This window comes from Flavobacterium sp. TS_SC_5, from assembly GCF_056156265.1.
In genome coordinates, this window is record NZ_CM149588.1 from 14,467 (window position 1) to 36,626 (window position 22,160).

The following is a 22,160-nucleotide window of genomic DNA, read 5'->3' on the forward strand; positions in this document are numbered from 1 at the left end:
AAAAAAATGTCCATCACACTAAGCAATCTGAGTTTGAATTGTTTTAATTTTACAAGTTATAAGACCCATAATAATCACCAAAATTGACTACATTAAAATCACTTTATTTAGCACTATTCCTCCTTCTTCCCTTCTTTATTTTCTCCCAAACGAAACTTGTTTCCTGGAATATCGAAAACTTTGGAAAATCAAAATCTGAACAAACAATCAACTATATTGCAAATTCACTTAAAGAATATGACATAATCGCCATACAGGAAGTCGTGGCGGGATATGGTGGGGCACAGGCGGTAGCCCGATTAGCGGATGAACTGAATCGCAAAGGCACAAAATGGGATTATGTAATTAGTGATCCTACCAGCAGCAGCGCCTACAAAACCGAGCGTTATGCTTTTATTTGGAAAACAAGCAAGGTTAAAAAAATAGGAAGAGCCTGGCTCGAAAAAAAATACCATTTGGAGATTGACAGAGAACCTTATTTTTGTACGTTTGAGTATGAAAACAAACAATTTACAGTCGTCAATTTTCATGCGATAACAAAGAAAAGACAACCTGAAACGGAGATCAAATATTTCAAGTATTTACCAGATGAATATCCCAATTTAAATTTAATTTTCGTGGGTGATTTCAATTGTCCGCAATCGCATACTGTTTTTAATCCTTTGAAAAAAATGGGCTATCAGTCAATTTTGGTTAACCAAAAAACATCGCTGAAACAAGAATGCAAAAACGACAATTGTCTGGCTTCGGAATTTGATAATATGTATTTCAAATCTTCGAAAGTAAATACTATAAATTCAGGAATTATTCCGTTTTATAAAAACTTTAATTCTTTAAAAGAAGCCCGAATTATCTCTGACCACATTCCTATTTGGTTTGAATTTTCTTTGAATTAAATTAATCAAAAACTTCAAATTTATCGCCGTCAAAACTGGCAAAAACCATACTCGGGTGCGAATCCTGATGAAATACATTTCCTTTATTATCAATGGCAATGGCACCGGCAAAACCATCAAAAGGCTTTAATTCATTGAACGTTTTAGTAAAAGCTTCTTGTAATAAAAAACCATCGGTAACTCGAGTCACAATTTTTGTGGCAGTGGCATTACTCACAATATCCTCACCTACTCCTGTCAAACTCACGCCACAAAATGCATTGGCATAATTCCCCGCAACAGTAGCCGAATCTGAAATGCGTCCCGGAATTTCAAATCCTTTTCCACCAGTTGAAGTTGCGACAGCAATTTTGCCGTTTTGGTCCAAAGCGACACAACCTACAGTTCCTGTCCCCAATGATTTCAGTTTCGCTTCATATTCAGCTCTTCTTTGTGGAATTTCTGTTAAAAAAACTTCAAAACCATGTTGCCGTGCAAAATTAGTAGCTCCACTTCCGCCTAAAACTCTGTCGTCATATTGCATCAATAATTGGGCAATATGAACAGGATTTTTCACTTCTTCGATATTGATAACGCCACTCATTTTCTGAGTTTCGCCATCCATAACGGCGGCACTCATTCTGATTTTTCCGTCACTTTGTATTTGGGACCCAATTCCGGCATTGAACAATTCGTCATCTTCCAGAAGAGAGACCGCATAAACAACAGTTTCTAATGCGGAATGCGTTTGTAAAAAGGCATAGGAATCTTTTACAATTCTTTCTAACGCATTTTGCTTAGCAACTTTTGTTTCGTGATTTGTTGATGATTCCGAGAAAAAACCACCGTGTATAATTAGTTTCATAATTGATCGAAGCCTTTTAGTTTAGTGTGTAAAATCTGTTATTCGCAAACTAACTATTATAGGTAATGAGAAGATTGAATGTGCATTTTATGCGTTTCAAGATTGTAAGTGTCAAATTTACTCATAACATGAGTCACCAAATGGGAGATGGATATGGGTTGACCTAACTCTACTTTCGTTAAATTAGTATCTTTTATTTCGCGACCGTCTACTAAAATAACCAAACCGGAGCCTATCGCTTCCATTTCATTATTATTGGTAATTAGCAATCCTGTATCCTCACCTAAACCTATTCCAAGTACTCTCGGATTTCCTACAACGGCTTGAAAAAGTCTGCCAATTCTTCCGCGTTGTACAAAATGAGTATCGATAATAACACCATCAATTAAACTCAATCCACTTGAAATTTTTACTTCACCTTTCAATAAAGCTTCGGAGCTGCTTCCCTGATAAATCATGTTGTTGGAAGCTGCTGCAGCTCCAGCCGAAGTTCCTGCATAAATGAATTCTTCATTATGGTATTTATCCAATAACAGATCATGAAACGGTGTTCCTCCCAGAATAGAACTCAATCGCAACTGATCGCCTCCGGTAAACATAACAATATCTGCCGCCTGCAATCGAGCCAAAACCTCAGGATCAGCGGCTTGTTCTCGCCTTTCGATATGCAAAACAGCAATATTTTTTGCGTTCAAATATTCAAAAGCCTTTACATACTCAGGTCCGATTTCGCGTGGAATAACCGAAGCGGTTGTTATAACTTCTATTCGTGATTTTTCTTTGTGCTTTGATTCATTTAGTATCCTTTTTAGAATTCCTGTTTCAAAAAAGTTTAAATTATTCGTGGCATTTTTATCTAAAACGGTTTCCGTAAAACTTCCTTTATCTACTGCACCGCCTATTATTATAAGTTTTCCTAATATATTCATTTGGTAAAAATAACCAAAAAGATAAAAATAGGACCTTTGAAGTTCTATTTTTTTCAATAATTGCAAACAGAAATACTATTAATTAATTTTGAAAGAATAAATTTTGATTCGTATTGTAAAAAACTTTAATTTAGTTGCAATCTAACTTATTTAGATTAAGTTGTAAGATTGTACTTTACCTTGTTTTGTCCAAATCAACATTGGTCAAAAAATGAAAATTCAGCCTTTGTAATTAACTCTTTTTTCACACAAAAAATAATCTTTCCGTTTTTATGAAAATAATTAAAGTACAAGCCCTTCGAGGTCCGAATATCTGGAGTATTCAAAGAAAAAAATTAATCCAAATGCGTTTGGATTTGGAAGAAATGGAGCAATTTCCAACCAATAAAATAGACGGATTTAAAGAACGAATTGAAGCAATGTTTCCTTCAATGATCGAACACCGTTGTTCTGAAGGTTGTCGAGGCGGATTTTTTTCCAGAGTAGAACGCGGAACTTGGATGGGACATGTTATTGAACATATTGCACTTGAAATTCAGTCGCTTGCTGGAATGGAAACCGGTTTTGGTAGAACAAGAGAAACTAAAACTCTAGGGACCTATAATGTAGTTTTTAGTTACACCGAAGAAAATGTAGGCCTTTTTGCAGCAGAATCCTCTGTTGCCATTGCCGAAGCATTAATTGCAGGAACCGAATATGATGTGAATGCCGACTTACAGAAAATGCGAGAAATACGCGAGCGCGTGAGACTTGGCGAAGCACCGGAAGTATTGTAGAAGAAGCCGTTTCTAGAGACATACCATGGATTAGACTTGGAACAAATTCTTTAGTACAACTGGGATATGGTATTAATCAAATGCGTTTCCAGGCAACAATCACCTGTAAAACCAGCAGTATTGCAGTAGATATTGCCTGCAACAAAGAACAAACCAAAAAAATGCTAGAGATGGCCTCCATTCCTGTAGCAAGCGGAAGCATTTGTGTAGACGAAGAAAGTCTAGCTGAAGTGATACAAAAAATTGGCTATCCTATTGTCCTAAAACCGCTGGGAGGAAATCACGGAAAAGGTGCTTCAATTAATGTAACCAATTGGGAGGATGCAATTGCCGGTTTAGCTTTTGCACAAGCATATGGAAAACGTGTCATTGTAGAAAAATTTATCACTGGTTTCGACTTTAGAATACTGGTTATCGATAATAAATTAGTTGCTGCCGCAAAAAGAGTTCCTGCTCACGTAATAGGAAATGGAACGGACGACATTCAGCAATTAATTGAAACTACGAATCAGGACCCAAGAAGAGGTTATGGACATGAAAATGTACTGACTCAAATTGATGTTGACCGTGATACAGAAGATTTATTAGAAAAACTAAACTACACTTTGGAAACAATTCCACGAATTGGTGAAATTGTATTTTTAAAATCTACAGCAAATTTAAGCACCGGAGGAACTTCTGTAGATGTGACTGATATGATGCACCCGGAAAATATCTTTCTTGCCGAAAGAATTTCAAGAGTTATTGGACTCGATGTTTGCGGCGTTGATATTATGGCCGAAAATTTAACACAACCGTTAAAAGAAAATGGTGGTGTAATTCTGGAAGTCAACGCGGCTCCCGGTTTTAGAATGCACCTTGCACCTTCTGAAGGATTGCCAAGAAACGTTGCTGCACCGGTAATTGACATGTTATATCCTCCAGGAAAATCGTGTCGTATTCCTATAATTGCCGTGACAGGAACTAATGGAAAAACCACCACTACCCGACTATTGGCACATATTGTTAAAAACAATGGTTTCAAAGTAGGTTTCACCACATCAGATGGGATTTATGTTCAAAATCATATGATGGAAAAAGGAGATACAACAGGACCTCTTAGCGCCGAATATATTTTGAGAGATCCAACCGTGGAATTTGCCGTTCTGGAAACGGCTAGAGGCGGAATTCTTCGTTCTGGTTTGGGTTTTAGCCGTTGTGATATCGGAATCATTACAAATATTCAGGAAGACCATTTGGGTTTAAGTGACATACATACTTTAGATGATTTGGCCAGAGTGAAAGCCACAGTTGTCAAAAGCATCAAGAAAAACGGCTGGGCTGTTCTAAATGGTGATGACGAACATTGTATAAAATTAGGAAAAGACTTGAATTGCAATGTCGCCTATTTCAGTTTGAGCGAAGACAGCGATTTTATCAAAAAACTTTGCGCTGAAGGAAAAACAGTTGCAGTCTATGAAAATGGCTATATCACTATCAAAAAAGGAGAATGGAAAATCCGCATTGAGCGTGCCACGCACGTACCTTTAACATTGGGCGGAAAAGCAAAATTCATGATTGCCAATGTACTTGCAGCCACTTTAGCGAGCTATTTATGGGGTTTCAAGACTGAAGATATCAGTTTGTCCCTGCAAACTTTTATTCCAAGTGCTGCTCAAACACCAGGTCGCATGAATATTTTTGAATTCAAAAAATTCAAAGTACTAATTGATTTTGCTCACAATGCATCCGGTTATAAAGGGGTTGAAGAATACCTTCAAAGTGTAGATGCTACCAAGAAAATTGGAATAATTGCAGGTGTTGGTGATCGCAGAGACGAAGATATCAGGGAATGTGCAACCATTGCAGCCCGTATGTTCGACCATATTATCATCCGACAAGAAAAATATCTCAGAGGAAGAACCGAGGATGAAATTATTAATTTAATCCTAGATGGAATAAAAACTTCAGGAAAAACCGTTACCTATGAAATTATTCCTAAAGAAACTGAAGCAATCAAACATGCTATAAATTGTGCCGAAGAAGGAAGCTTTATCACCGCTTTAAGTGACGTAGTAACCAATGCCATTGATATCGTACAAGAATATCTAGATAAAGAAAATGAGCACGGAGTAGTGTAATTTTTTCAGGAGCTAATCCTGCTGTCCGTTATATCTTTATTTGCCTAAAGAAGGCAAACAAAGGATGCCACTGCCATCAGGGTTAAAAAGACAAAAGCCAATCGAATTCCGATTGGCTTTTGTCGTACATTATGTTTTCAGTTTTTTCTTTCTTGCTGCCGGAAACAATACATTATTCAAAATCAAACGATACCCGGGCGAATTAGAATGCAAGTCCAAAACTGTTGGAGGATCACCCACCTGATGCTGAAAATCTTCCGGATCGTGACCACCATAGAATGTGAACATTCCTTTCCCTTTTTGACCATGAATATAACGTGCTTCCCCATTTAACTCACAAGTTCCCATAATCAACACATTTGATTTTATTAAGGGCGCATCAAATGCAGTGGTTTGTCCCATAAACCCTTTGACCAACTGTGTATGATTTTGACACAACATACTTGGAATTGGATCCCATTTAGCCGAAAATTCCATTAGAGTAAAATAATCTTTATTCATAGGAATTCTTCTTTTTGTAGTCATATCTATATCCGAAAATTCATATTGTTCGGGTCTTCTTTCTAATGTAAAATCTTTGAAAGCAAATGAATTACTATAATTCATTTTAGATTGGTAATTTCCTTCACTAGGATCTCCATCAAACATAGCCTCGCAAATATCTACGCCATCCACTGTCAAAGCAATATCAAAACTATCCGTTGCAGAACACATGGCAAACATAAATCCACCACCAATTACAAAGTCCCTGATTTTTTTGGCAACAGCTCCTTTTTCCTGAGACACTTTAGCATATCCTAATTTAGTTGCTAAAGTCTCCGCCTCTTTCTTTTGCTCGATGTACCAAGGTATATTCTTATAAGCTCCGTAAAACTTGCCGTATTGACCCGTAAAATCTTCATGATGTAAATGCAGCCAATCGTAAAGCAACAGTTGATCACTTAATACTTCTTCATCATAAATTGCGGTAAAAGGGATTTCAGCATACGTTAAAACTAACGTTACAGCATCATCCCAAGGTTGTTTTCCTTTAGGAGTATACACCGCAATTTTAGGTGCTTTTTCCAGCACCACAGATTCCATATTTTGGGAAGGACTCGAGATTTCATTTAAGATTGTCAATTCTTCCGCATCAGAGATAATTTCAAAACTGACACCGCGTATCTGGCATTCTTTACGAATTTCTTCTGTATCAGGCAATAAAAAAGAGCCACCACGGTAATTGAGTAACCAACTTGCTTTGTAATTTTTATCCAAACACCAAAAGGTAATTCCGTATGCTTTCAAATGGTTTTGCTGCGTAGTTTCATCCATTGGAACCAAAATGAAAGAAGCTTTGGCAGTTATGGTCAATAGAAAAAGGAATATATAGAAGAGTTTTTTGAGCATCTTGTAATAATTTTTATATCTCAAAGATAGAAAGTAAGGACTTCAAATGAATAAAATTTAACGTTTAAATGAAGCTTTATCATCGCTTTCTAAAAAACCCGTAAAAATACGCATAGCCAAATTACTTCTTATTTATAAATTCGCATATATCCTTTAATAAACCAAAATGAAAAATTTAATCATGAATCCAAACGAAAGTAATGATCCGTTCAATCTTCTGAATTTAATAAAAAAAATAGGATTGTGTTTATTAGTAATCCTAATTATAACTTTTTACATGCTTTGCTACCAACATCTTAGCCTGTAACGGATGAGAATCATTCTCAAAAAATACAATTTTTTGAGAAATTATTATACCGCTTTATCAGAAAAAATTATCGTCGCTGCAAAAATAGATGGCGATTCAAGCTTGCTGAGAAGACAACTTTTCTATATCCGGGCAGCAAAACTAGAGAAAAGTCTGGATAGTGATGATTTGAGAAAAACCTTTTGGATAAATATCTACAATGCGTATTATCTCATTATTTCAAAAGAATCTACTGACAACACCTCAATTTTCAACTTAAAAAGAATAAAAATTGCTCGTTCTTAATTGTTATTACCCGATATTGAATATTCGATTTTAAGGAAATTCAAATTTAAAAATGGGATTTGGTTATCTTACGAATTCATTTTATTCTGATTTTATAAAAATGTTTTCGGACAAGAGTTGGATTACAGAATCCATTTTGCTTTACACAGCATCGCTTTAGAAAAAGCTAGCATTGATTATTATGAAAGTGAAATAATTGAAAACCAACTTGGCCAAATTACCCCCAATTTCATTCAATCTGAAACTGAATTTGATCCAAAATTAAAATTAATCCGAACATCAAAATTTTTATTCTCTTAATATCGGGATTTTGGAGGTATGCGCTCTGTTAAAAAACTATATCAAACAAGTTTAAAAAAAGACTTGAAAGGGTATGCACTTCAGTTCAAAAACTCTGCAAAATAAAGAACAATTACTAATGCATCACAATTGCCGTTCCTCAAGCAATTAACCAAATTTTCAAAAAAAATTAAACTTCAAAATCCATAATTTCATTCTGAACAGCATAAACCACCAAACCAGCAATATTCCTGGATTCTGTTTTCAACAATAAATTATTGCGATGACCTTCTACCGTTCTTGGACTTATAAACAGCTTTTCGGCAATTTCAGCCGTACTTTTTTGCGAACAAATCAGTTTTAATACTTCAAATTCACGAGCTGTCAAAAAATTATTATCTAATGCGCTCTTTGTTTTTTTAGCAGTCAAGACATCATCCTGAATAATTTTCATGACATAATCCGTGTAGTAAAAACCTTTTTCAGCAACTTCATTTATAGTTATAATCAATTCTTGCGGGGTTGCATTTTTTATCAAATACGAAACCGCACCTACAGCAATCATATTGGCAACAAAAGACTTTGAATCGTAACTGGTTAGTGCTATGATTTTTAATTTTGGAAAATCCACATGAATAATCTTAGTTGCTTCAACACCATTAATTCCAGGCATTTTCAAGTCCATGATGATAATATCCGGATGATTATTTTTATTATTTTGGAGAAAAGAAATCAATTCATCCCCGTTTGACGCTTCAAAAATGATGTCAATATTTGGTTCGCGACCCAATAAAAATGAAATTCCTTTTCTAAAAAGAATCTCGTCATCCACCAATATAATTTTTATAGTTTTGCTCATTTTTTAAAAATTAAAAACTACCGAAATTCCTTTGTTTAATGCCGATTCCAAGGTCAATTTACCATTCAAAAAAGCGATTCTACTTTCTATATTTTTCATTCCGAGACCTTTTTGATTTTCGTCGGATTTCATTTCAAAACCAATTCCGTTATCTGAATAATAACAGTTTTTGATTCCATTTTTTTCCTCAAAAAGGACTGCAATAACAGTAGCTTTTCCATGCCGAAGCGAATTATTCATCAATTCTTGCAAAATTCTAAAAACATGCAAATGTTTATCAATGTCTCTGATATCAAATGCAGTTTTGTTTTCATAATTTACTTTCACGGCTTTGGAACTGCTAAATTCCAAACATAATTCTTCGACTCCTGCATGAAGTCCAAATTTTTCTAAAACGGGAGGCAACAAACCGTGTGCAATTTTTCTTGAATTATCTAAAGCTTTCCCGGTTAGGTTGATAATGTTTGCTGTAATCTCATGAATCTCGTTTTGAGATAAATTAGGTGTGGTCAACAAGTGAGAGTTTAACGAAACGATATTCAGTTTAGAACTGATATCATCATGCAAATCTTGTGCAATACGCTTGCGTTCCTCTTCCTGAGTGATAATTACGGCACTTAAAAGCTCTTTTTGATACTGAATTTCTAAATCCTTTTTTTCTAATTCCTTCTGGATAATTTTCTTCCTTGAAAAATAAAAAAACAATATCAAAACCAATCCCATCAGAAGGAAAGCGACAAAACTATACACTATGATTTCAATTATTTCACTTTCCTGCAGTGTATTGACTTTCATAAAATTGTTTTAAATTCTCTTTTTTTAGAAAAACTTTTTTTCCATTCTACCAATATAAAAATCTGATATAAGATATACAATATGCTATTCAAAATCCATGTAATTTTATTCATTTTTGGACTTAAAACAATTGTCAGATTCCCTACCAAAAACAAAATTGTACTGCCAAACAAATAGAATAAAACACCCATATTAATGAAATAAAACTCTTTTTTTTCATTCAACATATTATAAAAATGAAAAGTGGCATATAGAATCAATAATAAGGAAGTGATGAATATTTCGAAAAGATTAAATTTTAAAAACAATGAAAAGTCATTCACATATTGTACTGCTAAAGACATTAAGACTATGATTAAACAAACTTTCACTATTTTTTTTTGTAATTCTCCTTTTAAAATATTTATATAAAAAAGACTCAGAAGTATAAACTGACCAATAAAATAAAAATGCGAGAGAAATAAGTTATTAATATTAAATTTTTTCAAGGTCATTGAAGTAATTTGGATTAAAAAAATTACACCAAGATACCATGTAAAAATTGAGTATGCTTTCCCGTAATTTCGGGCGCCTTTAATAAACAGAATTAGGTTAAGAAATAAAATTAAATACCCAATATTTGCAAATAAACTCCACATTACCAATTAGAAATTTAATGGACTTTCAGGATCACTCGCTGGCGGGCAAGGCTCTGTAAAATCGTATATATTATCTTCTCCTCCTGTTGAATTTCCTAGAGTTTTAGAAATCATATCTACATAAATTCCTGTTTCCGGATTGAATTTTGTCCCTACGATCATTAATTTTTCAGTACCGGCATCATCCACTCCAATATAAGCTCTTACGGCATCTACTCCTTCTGCTAAAACTTCTAGTAAATCTACTTTTGGTATTAAAAAAGCATTGACATGATGGTGTTTATTATAATTACCTTCTCGTTTAGTCCAACGTTTGGCCCATTTTTGCGCCGTTCTTAATGGAATAGCATTGATCGATTTTCCTTGAGTTTGCAATTCCGAGGTAGTTTGCTCCGACATACGTACTATTTTTTAGTCAAATTGATTTAAAATCTAAAAGCTAAACTACTATATTTTATTGTTTTAACAAAACTAGATGTGTATTTAAAATCAAAAAGCCAAAATCATAAAAGATTTTTAATACTCAGTGAATTAATCAATAACTATACTTTTTAAAGTTACTTTATATTTTTAGTTTAAAATTTCTACAGAATATACGAAATCATAAAACACATTGCGATGTAATTTTATATCAAGTTCTAGATCAGTGTATACAGGACAGGCACCCAAGAGAACACTAAAAAATTTTAAGTTGATTGTAAATCCAAAGTGTGGATTTTTAAAAATTATATTCAAGATAACAGAAAGTGTCATGCTAAAGCAAGATTTTCAAATTCTTTTTTTTACTACTTGGTTTATTGGATTTACCGTTTTACAATATAATTACTGCAAACCCAAAATTTAGCAGAAAAAACACCAAACTTTTACAAATAGCCAACCTATCGACAAAGTCAAAATCTCGAAACGAAACCTAATCATAAAGAGTAAAATTAAATTAACCTTATAATTACTTTACTTAATCCTTCAAACCACCTAATAACCTCATTATGTAGAATTAGTTAATTAGGTTTAAAAATCAATCCGATAAGGATCACACTCGTTGGTTTTTCTCTAAATTTAAGCTTCATTATTACAAGAATATTGCCGCTACAAAAGAAATTAAGTAATTAAATTCATTGTCGAAACTAACAAAAATTGACCCACAGTTTTTATTTTGTCATTTAATAAAAACATACACCATGAAATTCGATAGAGAAGATAAATTTGAAATATTTGAAAATGCTATTACTTGGATTGTAGTGTTTGCAATGTTTATTTATGGTGGTGGTCAACTAGTACAATTTGATGGAGCTTCTGAGATCAACAAAACAGTTTCTGAAATGACTGGAATGGAATTGATGTGGGCATTTTATGGTTATTCAAAATTATATGCAATAACTTTAGGGCTTTTTGAAATAATAGGAGTAACATTGATGTTAATTAAAAAAACTAGAATTATTGGTTGTCTATTCACGTCAACTGTGGTTGTAAATGTGATACTACATGATGTATATTTCGAAGTGCATCTTGGTGCTCTAAAAGTAGCGATTCTTTATCAATTTTTCACCCTACTGATTTTATGGTTAAACAAAGACCTCCTTTTTCAAAGTATAAAGTCTTTGTTAAATATCGAAAAATCTTAATAGCCAAAATATAAATTGATAATTAAATTAGTTCTTGCTTTTATTGGTTTTGTAATACTGAGAATAACAGAATACTGCTTAACAATTAAATATTAAAGCCAGTTGCCAACAGCCTGTGCTATTAATCCTAGCAAGCATTGAATGCAAAAATTATATGTTGTTTAGTGTTTTGACATAACCATTTAACACAGAATTGCATTTCTTATCTAAACCAATAGTTATTAACGACGGATCAAGAATCCCCAAACAAAAGCGAAATATGCGAATTCTAAATAAAACATAAAACTACAACTAACAATTAGAGTTTCGTTGGATTCTTAGCTCGCAATTTCAAGAGGATTATACATGCTCTTTTTTGGAGCGATTTATGTTCTTTTTTACCCTTTTCATTTAGTAATAACATTTAACTTTCTTCCCTTAAATAATTTTCATTTTATTTTAAATAATATAGACTTACTTTGTGATTAGACAAAAACAGTTTGTTTATAGGTTTTAGAAGAACAAACGTTAGCGAAAATCGACAATAGGAATTAATCATATTATAAGATAAATAAATTATGTCAAGAGTTGGAATGGTAATAGGCTTGGTAATTGCCTTTATAGGTTGGATTTTATAGCGTCTTTTAATTAAAAAAGACTTAAATAAAGATTTAAATAATGTTTATCTTGGATTATTTTTATAGGAATATGGGTTTTATTTTATTTTTTCATTGTTGCAAATTTTTAAAGACTATGAATTAGTGGTTATGCACCTGCAGCGCTAGGGAAATCAGAAATATTTTTGAAAAACGAGACAAGAATATAGATTTCTGACACAACAGAAATCGAAAATAATTTGATGTAAAACAACAAGCCATCACACCTATTCAAGGCAGTGTCAATATCTTCCCTATAAACAGCAACTTCCTTCCAAAACCTGATAGGTTACTTGGCAAAATTATTATTGAAGCACTTGCTAATTCAATTTAATTCACTAACTTTCAAGTACTTATATCGATTCTAAATATCGAACAGACTTCTTTTAATTTTTATACTGCACGAATATGAAAATTTCATTAGAAAAAAAAATAATCATTGGATTTATCCTCAACCTGTTTGTCGTTTTTGCGATAGCAGGGGCTTTTATTTTAAGAATCAATAAACATAGAAATCAAGAGTTTGATAATTCATTGAATTGGATTGAAATTTCATTGATTTTTCTATCCCTTATTTTGCTGACCGTTGTTTATTTTATTATTCGGTCCCAACTTCGAGCTAAAAATCGTTCTCAAGAATTACTTCTGGAAAACAAACAACTACTACAATCTATTATAGACAATACTTCGAGTCCAATATTCATAAAAAAAATAAATGGAGAATATTTATTGATAAATAATGAATTTGAATCTCTGTTTAAAATTACAAATCAGGAAATTATAGGCAAAACAGATCATGATTTTCTACCTTCAAACGTAGCAGATGCTTATCGCAATACCGATTTTGAAGTTGTTAAGGCTTTGAAAGAATTAAAAACAGAGGAAGTTATTGACCAACCTGACGGCAAACATACCTACATTGCCGTGAAGTTTCCTTTATACGACACTTCTAATAGGATTTATGCCATAGGTGGAATTTTTACTGATATTTCCGAAAGAAAAAAACTGGAAGAGTCGTTCGCCGCGGCTGAAAAATTCTTCACTATGTCAGTGGATATGATGATTATCTCATCGATGGAAAGATTTGTGAAAGTAAATCCGGCTGTCAGTAAAACATTGGGATATTCAGAAGAAGAACTCTTGCGCAAAAATTTTATTGAATTTACGCATCCAGACGATATAGAAATCACTAAAAAAGAAGTACAAAAATTACAGACTGGAGCTGCCTCCATTAAATTCGAAAACCGATATATTTGTAAAGACGGATCAATCAAATGGCTCGTCTGGTCCGTATTTCCTGACGTGAATAGCGGATTACTATATGCCGTAGCTAGTGATATCACCGACAAAAAAGAAATTGAAAACGCTCTAAATGTTGCCAATACATTTTTTTACATGTCATTCGATATGTTTGTAGTGATTAAAGACGAGAATTTTATAAAAGTCAATCCTGCCTTTACCCGAATTTTAGGATATGATCAGCAAGAAATATTAAACAAACCGTTTTTAAGTTTCATACATCCTGATGACGTGTCAATCTTTATGGATGGTGTCAAAAAATTAAGAATCAGTGATTCTGTAGTCACTCACAGAGTTCGGGAACGCTTAAAAGACGGCTCCTACAAATGGTTTGACTGGACCAGCACAATCGATATTCAAACCGGAATTATTTACGCAGTTGCACGTGATGTTTCAGAATTGATTGCAAATGAAGCATCGTTGAAAATAGCAAATATGTTTTTTGACATGGCTTTCGATATTTTAACAGTAGCCAAAGAGGAACATTTCATTAAAATAAATCCCGCTTTTACAAAAACGCTTGGTTACAATCAATATGATATGGACCGCATTAAATTCATAGATTTAATTCACCCTGATGACAAACAAACTGCTGGCGAAATATTGCAAAGACATTTAAAAGGAGAATCTGTTGTCAATTTCAGAACACGATTTGTGTGCAAAGACGGTTCTTACAAATGGCTCGATTGGAATAGTAATATTGATGTTAAAAACGGGATGTTTTATTCCGTTGCCCGCAATGTCACGGAGCTAGTAGAGTTAGAAAACGAACAACAAACAGCCATAGAAAATCTCTATGAAAATGAGGAAAAATTACGGCTAATAGTCGAAAATATCAGCGAAGGAATTATTGTGGCTAATGCCGATAAAAAGATAATCATGGCCAATCATATGGCCAACGAGATATTTGGTATTGAGGAAGACGACGAAATTTCAACAAATTTAAGCAATCATTTCGAGCTATATTTTCCAGATGAAAAAACTATTTTTCCTTCCCAAAATTTACCTATGGAGCGCGCACTAAGCGGAGAAGTGACTACTGATGTAGAAATTATTCTTTGGAATCCAGTAGCTCAGGAAAAGAAAAGAGTGCTGATCAGCGGTCGCCCGTTAGTAGATCAAAATAACACTGTAGTTGCGGCAGTGGTAACCATCAAAGACATCAGTAAATACAAACAGATGGAAGAAGATCTGAAAGAATCCGAATCAAAATACAGACAATTAATTGGTTTCCGAAAAGGAAATACTGATAAAATGCTTTAAACTTGAAAACTACATTTGCAAAAGATTGTTTATGCTATAATCTCCTTTTCAGATTCTCTTTCACTTCATCAAACCATTCATTTTTTAAAATACTTAAAATAATACTATCCCTCCGAGCATCACTTCCTAAACTTGGCATGTGATTGCGTAATATACCTTCCACTTTGCAACCTATGCTTTTCATGGCTGCAATACTTCGCTCGTTATTATTGTCAGCTCGAAATTCAACCCGCTCCATTCCAAGTGTTTCAAATGCATATTGCAAAAGTAAATATTTACAATGCTTGTTCAGTCCTGTTCCCCGAAATGATTCTCCATACCAAGTATAGCCCAATTGCAACGTTTTAAACTGAAGATTGATATCATAAAAACGAGTACTTCCGGCATATTTTCCAGATTTTTTATCGAAAACTATAAAGGGAAATTCGGTTTTCATCTCTCTTGCTTTTAGCGCAATTTGAATGTATTTTTCTAGATTTTCTCTGCCATTGGCACGTACCAATGAATATTGCCAAGTTTCCGGTTCATTAATGGAAATTTCCAATAGATTTTCGAAATCTGATTCTCGTAAGGAACGCAATAAAACGGTTTCGTCCTCCAAAACTAGCGGATGTGAAAAGTTAAAATCCATATTGGTATTCATTTTAGTGTTGTAAACTTAAGACGACCAAATATAAACGATATTAGATTAGTTCTGAAAACTATTTTACGCTCAGATTAAAATCTACCAAATACCTTGTTGATTGGGCAATAGCCACAAACCAAGATTCAATTGCGTTCTTTCTACTGTTTTACTATTTTATTTTTTCTTACTTTTAGTGTCAAAAGCAAAAATATTCTTTGCAGTGAAAATAATGTTGAACCTAAATTAAAAAAATGAAACCAATCCAGTTATTAGCGTTCTTTTTACTACTTTTTAGTACTTTTTCCTCTAACTCCCAAAATAAAAAATCAAAAGAATTCAAAGTAGAATTTGAAAAATTCACTCTTGAAAATGGATTACAAGTTATTTTGCATATTGACCGATCAGACCCTGTAGTTGCAGTTGCGTTGACCAGCCATGTAGGTTCTGCCAGAGAAAAAGCGGGACGTACAGGATTTGCACATTTGTTTGAGCATTTACTTTTCTTGGAATCAGAGAATTTAGGAAAAGGAGGTCTGGATAAAATGAGTGCTCGTATTGGCGGTGAAGGTGCCAATGGTTCTACGAGCAGAGACCGTACTAATTATTTTCAGACAGTTCCAAAAGATGCTTTAGAAAAAATGATTTGGGCTGAAGCTGATAAATTAGGTTATTTCATCAACACGGTAACAGAGCCGGTTTTAGCCAAAGAAAAGCAGGTCGTTAAAAATGAAAAAAGACAGAGTTATGACAACCGACCTTACGGACATAATTTTTCAGTAATCTCTAAAAATTTATATCCGGCAACGCATCCTTATAACTGGGACGTTATTGGTTCTTTAGAAGATTTGCAAAATGCTACGCTTGAGGATGTAAAAAGTTTCTATAACCGCTGGTATGTACCAAACAATGTTACGCTGACAATTGCCGGTGATTTCGATATTAAACAAACTAAAGCTTGGGTTGAAAAATATTTTGGAGACATCAAACGCGGAGAAACAATTCCAAAAATGGAAAAGCAGTCAGTGATATTGACCGCAACTAAAAAATTATATTACGAAGATAATTTTGCTAAATTGCCTCAACTCACGCTAACATGGCCGTCAGTTTACGAATACCATCCTGACAGTTATGCGTTAGAAGTTTTGGCAAGCTATCTTTCCAAAGGTAAAAAAGCACCTCTATATAAAACCTTGGTAGAAGAAAAAAAATTAACGGATGCCGCCGATGTTTTCCAATACAATTCAGAAATTGCGGGTCAATATATGTTGAGCGTTACGGCATTTGAAAAAACAAATTTGAATGACGTAATAAACGGCGTCAATGAAGCTTTTAAAAACTTTGAAGCCGAAGGAATTTCTCAAAGTGATTTAAACCGAATTAAAGCGGGACAAGAAACTGCTTTTTACACGAATTTATCCAGTGTTTTAGGAAAAGGATTTCAACTGGCGCAGTATGAAATTTTCGCAGGAACTCCGGATTATATCAATCAAGATGTCAAAAATATTCTTGCGGTGACTACTGAAGATGTGATGCGTGTGTATCAAAAATACATCAAAGGAAAACATTTTGTGGCCACTAGTTTTGTTCCAAAAGGAGAGGCCAATTTAATTTTGGATGGTTCATTATTAGCCGCAGTTGTGGAAGAAAAAATTATCGAAGGAAAAGAAGATTCCTTTGATGCCAGTATTGCTGCTACTTATGAAAAAACACCTTCTAAATTTGACCGAACTGTTGAACCGGCTTATGGAGAAAGCCCTGATGTAAAATTACCAACTGTATGGAAAAGCAAGTTGTCATCCGGTCTAAACGTTTTAGGAATTGAAAACCACGAAGTGCCGCTTGTTCAATTTCAATTGCAACTAAAAGGCGGAATGTTACTTGAAAACACAGATAAAATAGGCGTTTCGAATATATTGGCGGAACTGATGACAAAAGGAACCAAAAATAAAACTCCCGAGCAACTTGAAAATGCGATTGAAAGTCTGGGAGCAACTATAAGAGCTTATGCAACTGATGAATCTTTATTTATTTCAGGCAATACTTTAGCCAAAAATTACGCTGCAACTATGGCATTAGTTCAGGAAATAATTTTACAACCACGCTGGGATAGTACCGAATTTGATTTGATTAAACAAAGTACTTTAAGCCAAATTTTGCAGCAGAAAGCAGATCCAAATAGTATTGCCAGAAATGAATTCAAAAAATTACTTTACGGTAAAGAATCGATTTTGGCGAACAACCGAATTGGTACCGAAAATTCTGTAAATAGCATTACAATTGCCGATTTGAAAAATTACTATACTAAAAACACTACTCCATCAGTTACTAATTTTCAAATTGTGGGTGCTATTTCAAAAGCAGACGTAACAAATTCATTAGCAGATTTAAATAAAAATTGGGAGACTAAAAAAATTATGGTTCCTAAAGCATTAACTACAAATACTATAGCTTCCTCAAAAATTTATTTTTATGATGTTCCCGGTGCAAAACAATCGGTAATCCGAATTGGGTATCCTGCCCTTGCAGCAACTGATGAGGATTTCTATTCTGTTCAAATCATGAATTACCGTTTAGGCGGTGGTAGTTTCGCCTCACAATTGACGCAACAATTGCGCGAAGGAAAAGGATATACTTACGGAATCAATTCGTCATTTGATGGTTCTGTAAACAAAGGTCCATTTACTGTTGCAAGTGGAGTTCGTTCTAATGTAACGTTTGAATCCGTTAGTTTGATTAAAGAAATTCTTTTGGAATATGGAAAAAACTTTAACGAGAATGATCTTGAAGTGACGAAAGGATATTTAATAAAAAGTAATGCCCGAGCATTTGAAACTCTTTCTGCAAAACTGGAAATGCTATATGATATCAGCAACTACAATTACGCTGATGATTACGCAAAGCAACAGGAAAACATTGTAAAAAATAGCACTATTGACGCGATAAAAAAACTTTCAGAAAAGTATTTGAATGCTAATAAAATGATTTATTTAGTGGTGGGTGATGCTGAAACGCAGTTAAAAAAGCTGGAGCAAATTGGTTTTGGAGAACCAATTCTTCTAAATAATCCAGCGATAAAATAAGTTGATTTTAAACTAATTTGGGTTATACATCACTGACTGTTTTAGCCCAGATCGAAGTGAAAATCCCGACTGCAAAAAAATAATTTTTCTTATCCTGAAAGAGCGACCAATGGAAGCTCCTTTCAGGATTTAGAAAAATATTTTTTTTTAGGGAGTCCCGAAGGATCGGGATGCAACGCAGTGCTGGATAGCTCCTGAAAATTTTATTCATTCATTTCGTCATGACGCTCCGGAACTTGTGGGTCATACAGCGGACATTTGAATTCTTCCATTACATTCACTAAAGTATCCATTGTTTTCCCTTCAGTGCCATAACAATCAATTTTTATACTTTGGGGCGTCGTTCTGATATGAAAAGCACCCACTCCAGTGTTATTTTTCCAACTATTCTCATCTACTTTTTCCCATTTGGAAAATACCGAAGCGATTCGATTTAAGATCACTTGCACCGGAAGTTCTTCCAGACCTTCAATTTCGGCTTGCTCTTCAATAATCGCTTCATAAACCAAGTGATGGTTGAGATAAATTCCCTCAAGATATTTCCAAAAAACCAATTCGTACATAGATAAAAAATTAAAAAATTAAAGAATTGAAAGATTGAAAATAAACTTCAATTGAAGTTTATTTAATATTCGAAAGTTCCATATTCACTGGTAATAGTCAGTTTTTTAGTAGTAGCAGCTTCTACTCTACCTACGATTTGAGCATCAACATTGAATGATTTAGAAATCGCTATAATATCTTGTGCTACAGCTTCAGGAACATAAATTTCCATACGGTGACCACAATTGAATACCTGGTACATTTCTTTCCAATCCGTTTTAGATTGTTCCTGAATCAACTGAAACAATGGCGGAACCGGAAATAAATTTTCTTTTATGATGTGTAAATTTTCTACGAAATGTAAAATTTTAGTTTGCGCTCCTCCACTGCAATGCACCATTCCGTGAATTTCCTTAGAAGAATATTGGTCTAAAATTTTCTTGATTATTGGCGCATAGGTTCTGGTTGGTGACAGCACTAATTGTCCGGCATCGATTGGTGAATTTTCAACAGCATCCGTCAATTTTACTTGGCCTGAATAGATTAATTCCTCAGGAACTGCAGCATCAAAACTCTCGGGATATTTAGTTGCCAGATATTTCCCAAAAACATCATGTCGCGCTGATGTTAATCCGTTGCTTCCCATACCGCCATTATAGCTTTTCTCGTAAGTGGCCTGACCAAAAGAAGCCAATCCTACAATTACGTCGCCAGCTTTGATATTAGCATTATCGATCACTTTACTACGTTTCATGCGAGCTGTAACTGTTGAATCTACAATTATTGTTCGAACAATATCACCCACATCTGCCGTTTCACCACCTGTAGAATGTATGGTTACACCGAAAGAATCCAGTTCTTTGATCAGTTCTTCGGTTCCATTGATAATTGCTGAAATCACTTCGGCGGTAATCAAATTTTTATTTCTTCCAATTGTGGACGAAAGCAGAATATTATCCGTTGCGCCCACGCACAATAAATCGTCAATATTCATGATTAAAGCATCTTGAGCAATACCTTTCCAAACGGAAATATCTCCTGTTTCTTTCCAATACATGTAGGCCAAAGAGGATTTAGTTCCTGCTCCGTCCGCATGCATGATCAAACAATAGTCATCATCTTGCGTTAAATAATCCGGAACAATTTTGCAGAAAGCTTGTGGAAACAATCCTTTATCAATGTTTTTTATTGCATTGTGAACATCTTCTTTGGATGCCGAAACACCGCGTAGCGCATATCTTTTTGAAGTATCTGAACTCATGTAGTATAGTTGTGAAGCCTGCTTTTAGGCAGGTAGTTGTACGGCAAAGGTAATTATTTTTTTGAGTTTTGCCTATCGAGTTTAAGAACTGTTTCTTGATAAATTTGTCCCGCAAAGAAAATTCATGCACACCTTACGTTTAGGATCTAAGAGAGGAATATCTTAAAAATGCATGTCAAAAAAAATGTCTATCCGAAACAGATAGACATTTTCACAAAAAAGATGAATTATTACTTCCACTCTGGCATAGAGCCGCCGGTAAATAAAGTGGTACGGGAATCAACGTCACTGATACTGGCTTTTTGAATATTTTTTATGGAAATTCCATCATTAGACGTATTTGTAAAAATCACATCTGCTTCATTAGGAGAAAATTTAACATCCAAGTCATTGTAGCCATCTGGCTTCTTAGTATCTAATTCGGTTGAAGTGTTAGTGATACGATTGTAGATAAAAATTCGAGAATCTAATCTTCTGTAATTTGAGCTTTGATAACCTGAAATGTCCCTCGTATAAACAATTTTTTGATTATCCACAGAAATATTTAATCCACTTACCGCTCCATTTAATCCGGAGAGCACTTCATAAAGAAAAGCTCCAGCGCTATTTATTACATAAATTTCAACATTATAACCTGAAATATCATTTACTTTGAGTACGATTTGGCTTCCATCTTGACTCCAGTCACATTCTGATATAAACTTACCATTCGGTGTTTTAAATAATTCTATCAATCCTCCTCCATTTGCATCAATCCGGTAAAGTTTGTCAAAATTCGGATAAATCAACTGACTTCCATTAGTACTCCAGCAGTAATTAATGTGTTCCATATTAAATCCTGCAATAGGAATTGAATTCGTTACTTTAAAAACATTTGAACCATCAGGATCCATGGTGTAAATTTGATTTTGAGATCCATCTGAACTAATATAGGCAATCTTATTTATTTGCAAATTTTTTCTGGGTCTAAAACTATTCACCTCAGAAGAAGACAATTGTAATTCATTACCAGCTTCGTCAGCAGTGAAAATAACATTATTACTGTTTACCTTTTTGATGTACAAAAATCTAGGATTTGGAAATGCCAAAGTTGTAAAGGTATTTGTTACACTATTTGACGGACTATTTATACCATCTGAAGAAGAAACTTGCCAATAATACTTTGTACTATAACTCAAACCTGATATTTCAAACGTAGTAGTTTTTATATCTTTATAAGTAGTTATAACATCAGTAGTACCATTTTTAAGTGTTACGGTATACGTTAACGGATCAGACTCTTTATCAGTAGCGGTCCAAGTTAAATTCAGTTTTAAACTTTGACTTTTTGCATTATCTAAAGGTGCTGTTAATACAGGAATATCTGGTGGTTTATTATTTACTGTTGATATGTCCAGTTCAAAAATAATTTGTACGGTCACATTTTTAGTGATTGTAGCAGGTTCAAATTTAGATATGTAACCATCTTTTTGTGCCTGAAAAGAATATTTCCCAACAAGAATTTCACTAAATTCAAAGTAGCCGTCTTTGTCTGTAAAAAAGGTGCTGGTGGTTGGACTGGTAGAAATTCTTGCGTTCGCTAAAGGCTCAAAAGTTTCTGCATCAACAACTCTGCCTTTAACTTTCCCCATACCGCTATCATCAATTAGTTCTTCACTGCAAGAAACCAAGAAAATAAAACATATAACTATTTTTATCCCTATTTTTTTCATCTT

15 protein-coding genes and 1 pseudogene are annotated in these 22,160 nt (G+C 34.0%); 6 read left to right on the forward strand and 10 right to left on the reverse strand.

Features of this window, described 5'->3' with window-relative positions; translation table 11 throughout:
• The first annotated feature begins 83 nt into the window (after positions 1–83).
• Positions 84–896, forward strand: coding sequence for an endonuclease/exonuclease/phosphatase family protein (locus tag AC0J6S_RS00080; RefSeq protein ID WP_474954871.1), 813 nt, complete (start codon positions 84–86; stop codon positions 894–896).
• Position 897: 1 nt separating this feature from the next.
• Here AC0J6S_RS00080 and AC0J6S_RS00085 read toward each other — a convergent pair whose 3' ends face one another.
• Positions 898–1,740 carry an isoaspartyl peptidase/L-asparaginase gene (locus AC0J6S_RS00085; protein WP_474954872.1) on the reverse strand — a complete coding sequence of 281 codons (843 nt, stop codon included), beginning with the start codon at positions 1,738–1,740 and terminating at the stop codon, positions 898–900.
• A 56-nt stretch (positions 1,741–1,796) separates the two neighbouring features.
• Positions 1,797–2,669, reverse strand: a complete 873-nt coding sequence (locus tag AC0J6S_RS00090; RefSeq protein ID WP_474954873.1) for a cyanophycinase — start codon at positions 2,667–2,669, stop codon at positions 1,797–1,799.
• A 272-nt stretch (positions 2,670–2,941) separates the two neighbouring features.
• Here AC0J6S_RS00090 and cphA point away from each other — a divergent pair.
• Positions 2,942–5,565, forward strand: a pseudogene (gene cphA / locus AC0J6S_RS00095) (cyanophycin synthetase).
• Positions 5,566–5,694: 129 nt separating this feature from the next.
• Here the strand turns inward: cphA and AC0J6S_RS00100 are convergent.
• The gene (locus tag AC0J6S_RS00100) at positions 5,695–6,954 is read right to left on the reverse strand and encodes an asparagine synthetase B (protein WP_474954874.1); all 1,260 of its coding nucleotides are present in this window, start codon (positions 6,952–6,954) and stop codon (positions 5,695–5,697) included.
• Between the two features lie 340 nt (positions 6,955–7,294).
• Here AC0J6S_RS00100 and AC0J6S_RS00105 point away from each other — a divergent pair, with 340 nt between their 5' ends.
• On the forward strand, positions 7,295–7,546 hold the full coding sequence (locus AC0J6S_RS00105; RefSeq protein ID WP_474954875.1) for a hypothetical protein: 252 nt from the start codon (positions 7,295–7,297) through the stop codon (positions 7,544–7,546).
• A gap of 469 nt (positions 7,547–8,015) precedes the next feature.
• Here the strand turns inward: AC0J6S_RS00105 and AC0J6S_RS00110 are convergent, their stop codons facing one another.
• The 3 genes from AC0J6S_RS00110 to AC0J6S_RS00120 all read right to left on the reverse strand — a co-directional run bounded on the left by AC0J6S_RS00110 (position 8,016) and on the right by AC0J6S_RS00120 (position 10,516).
• Positions 8,016–8,684 (reverse strand): response regulator, encoded by a 669-nt coding sequence (locus AC0J6S_RS00110; protein WP_474954876.1) that lies wholly within the window; start codon positions 8,682–8,684, stop codon positions 8,016–8,018.
• A gap of 3 nt (positions 8,685–8,687) precedes the next feature.
• Positions 8,688–9,479 (reverse strand): sensor histidine kinase, encoded by a 792-nt coding sequence (locus AC0J6S_RS00115; RefSeq protein WP_474954877.1) that lies wholly within the window; start codon positions 9,477–9,479, stop codon positions 8,688–8,690.
• A 644-nt stretch (positions 9,480–10,123) separates the two neighbouring features.
• Complete coding sequence (locus tag AC0J6S_RS00120; protein WP_474954878.1) at positions 10,124–10,516, reverse strand: hypothetical protein; 393 nt, start codon at positions 10,514–10,516, stop codon at positions 10,124–10,126.
• A 779-nt stretch (positions 10,517–11,295) separates the two neighbouring features.
• On the opposite strand from AC0J6S_RS00120, the gene AC0J6S_RS00125 reads away from it, so the two are divergent.
• Entirely contained in the window at positions 11,296–11,739 is a 444-nt protein-coding gene (locus AC0J6S_RS00125; RefSeq protein ID WP_474954879.1) for a hypothetical protein, read from the forward strand.
• Between the two features lie 1,043 nt (positions 11,740–12,782).
• The gene (locus AC0J6S_RS00130) at positions 12,783–14,936 is read left to right on the forward strand and encodes a PAS domain S-box protein (protein ID WP_474954880.1); all 2,154 of its coding nucleotides are present in this window, start codon (positions 12,783–12,785) and stop codon (positions 14,934–14,936) included.
• A 34-nt stretch (positions 14,937–14,970) separates the two neighbouring features.
• Here AC0J6S_RS00130 and AC0J6S_RS00135 read toward each other — a convergent pair whose 3' ends face one another.
• A complete protein-coding gene (locus AC0J6S_RS00135) occupies positions 14,971–15,567 on the reverse strand; it encodes a GNAT family N-acetyltransferase (protein WP_474954881.1) in 597 nt (198 codons plus the stop codon).
• Positions 15,568–15,812: 245 nt separating this feature from the next.
• Here AC0J6S_RS00135 and AC0J6S_RS00140 point away from each other — a divergent pair, with 245 nt between their 5' ends.
• Positions 15,813–18,641, forward strand: a complete 2,829-nt coding sequence (locus AC0J6S_RS00140; protein ID WP_474954882.1) for a M16 family metallopeptidase — start codon at positions 15,813–15,815, stop codon at positions 18,639–18,641.
• Between the two features lie 203 nt (positions 18,642–18,844).
• On the opposite strand, the gene AC0J6S_RS00145 is transcribed toward AC0J6S_RS00140, so the two are convergent.
• The 3 genes from AC0J6S_RS00145 to AC0J6S_RS00155 form a co-directional block, all read right to left on the reverse strand.
• Positions 18,845–19,204: a hypothetical protein gene (locus AC0J6S_RS00145; RefSeq protein ID WP_474954883.1), complete on the reverse strand. Its 360-nt coding sequence runs from the start codon at positions 19,202–19,204 to the stop codon at positions 18,845–18,847.
• A 62-nt stretch (positions 19,205–19,266) separates the two neighbouring features.
• Positions 19,267–20,445: an AIR synthase related protein gene (locus tag AC0J6S_RS00150; RefSeq protein ID WP_474954884.1), complete on the reverse strand. Its 1,179-nt coding sequence runs from the start codon at positions 20,443–20,445 to the stop codon at positions 19,267–19,269.
• Positions 20,446–20,675: 230 nt separating this feature from the next.
• Positions 20,676–22,157, reverse strand: a complete 1,482-nt coding sequence (locus AC0J6S_RS00155) for a carboxypeptidase regulatory-like domain-containing protein (protein ID WP_474954885.1) — start codon at positions 22,155–22,157, stop codon at positions 20,676–20,678.
• Between the last annotated feature and the right edge of the window lie 3 nt (positions 22,158–22,160).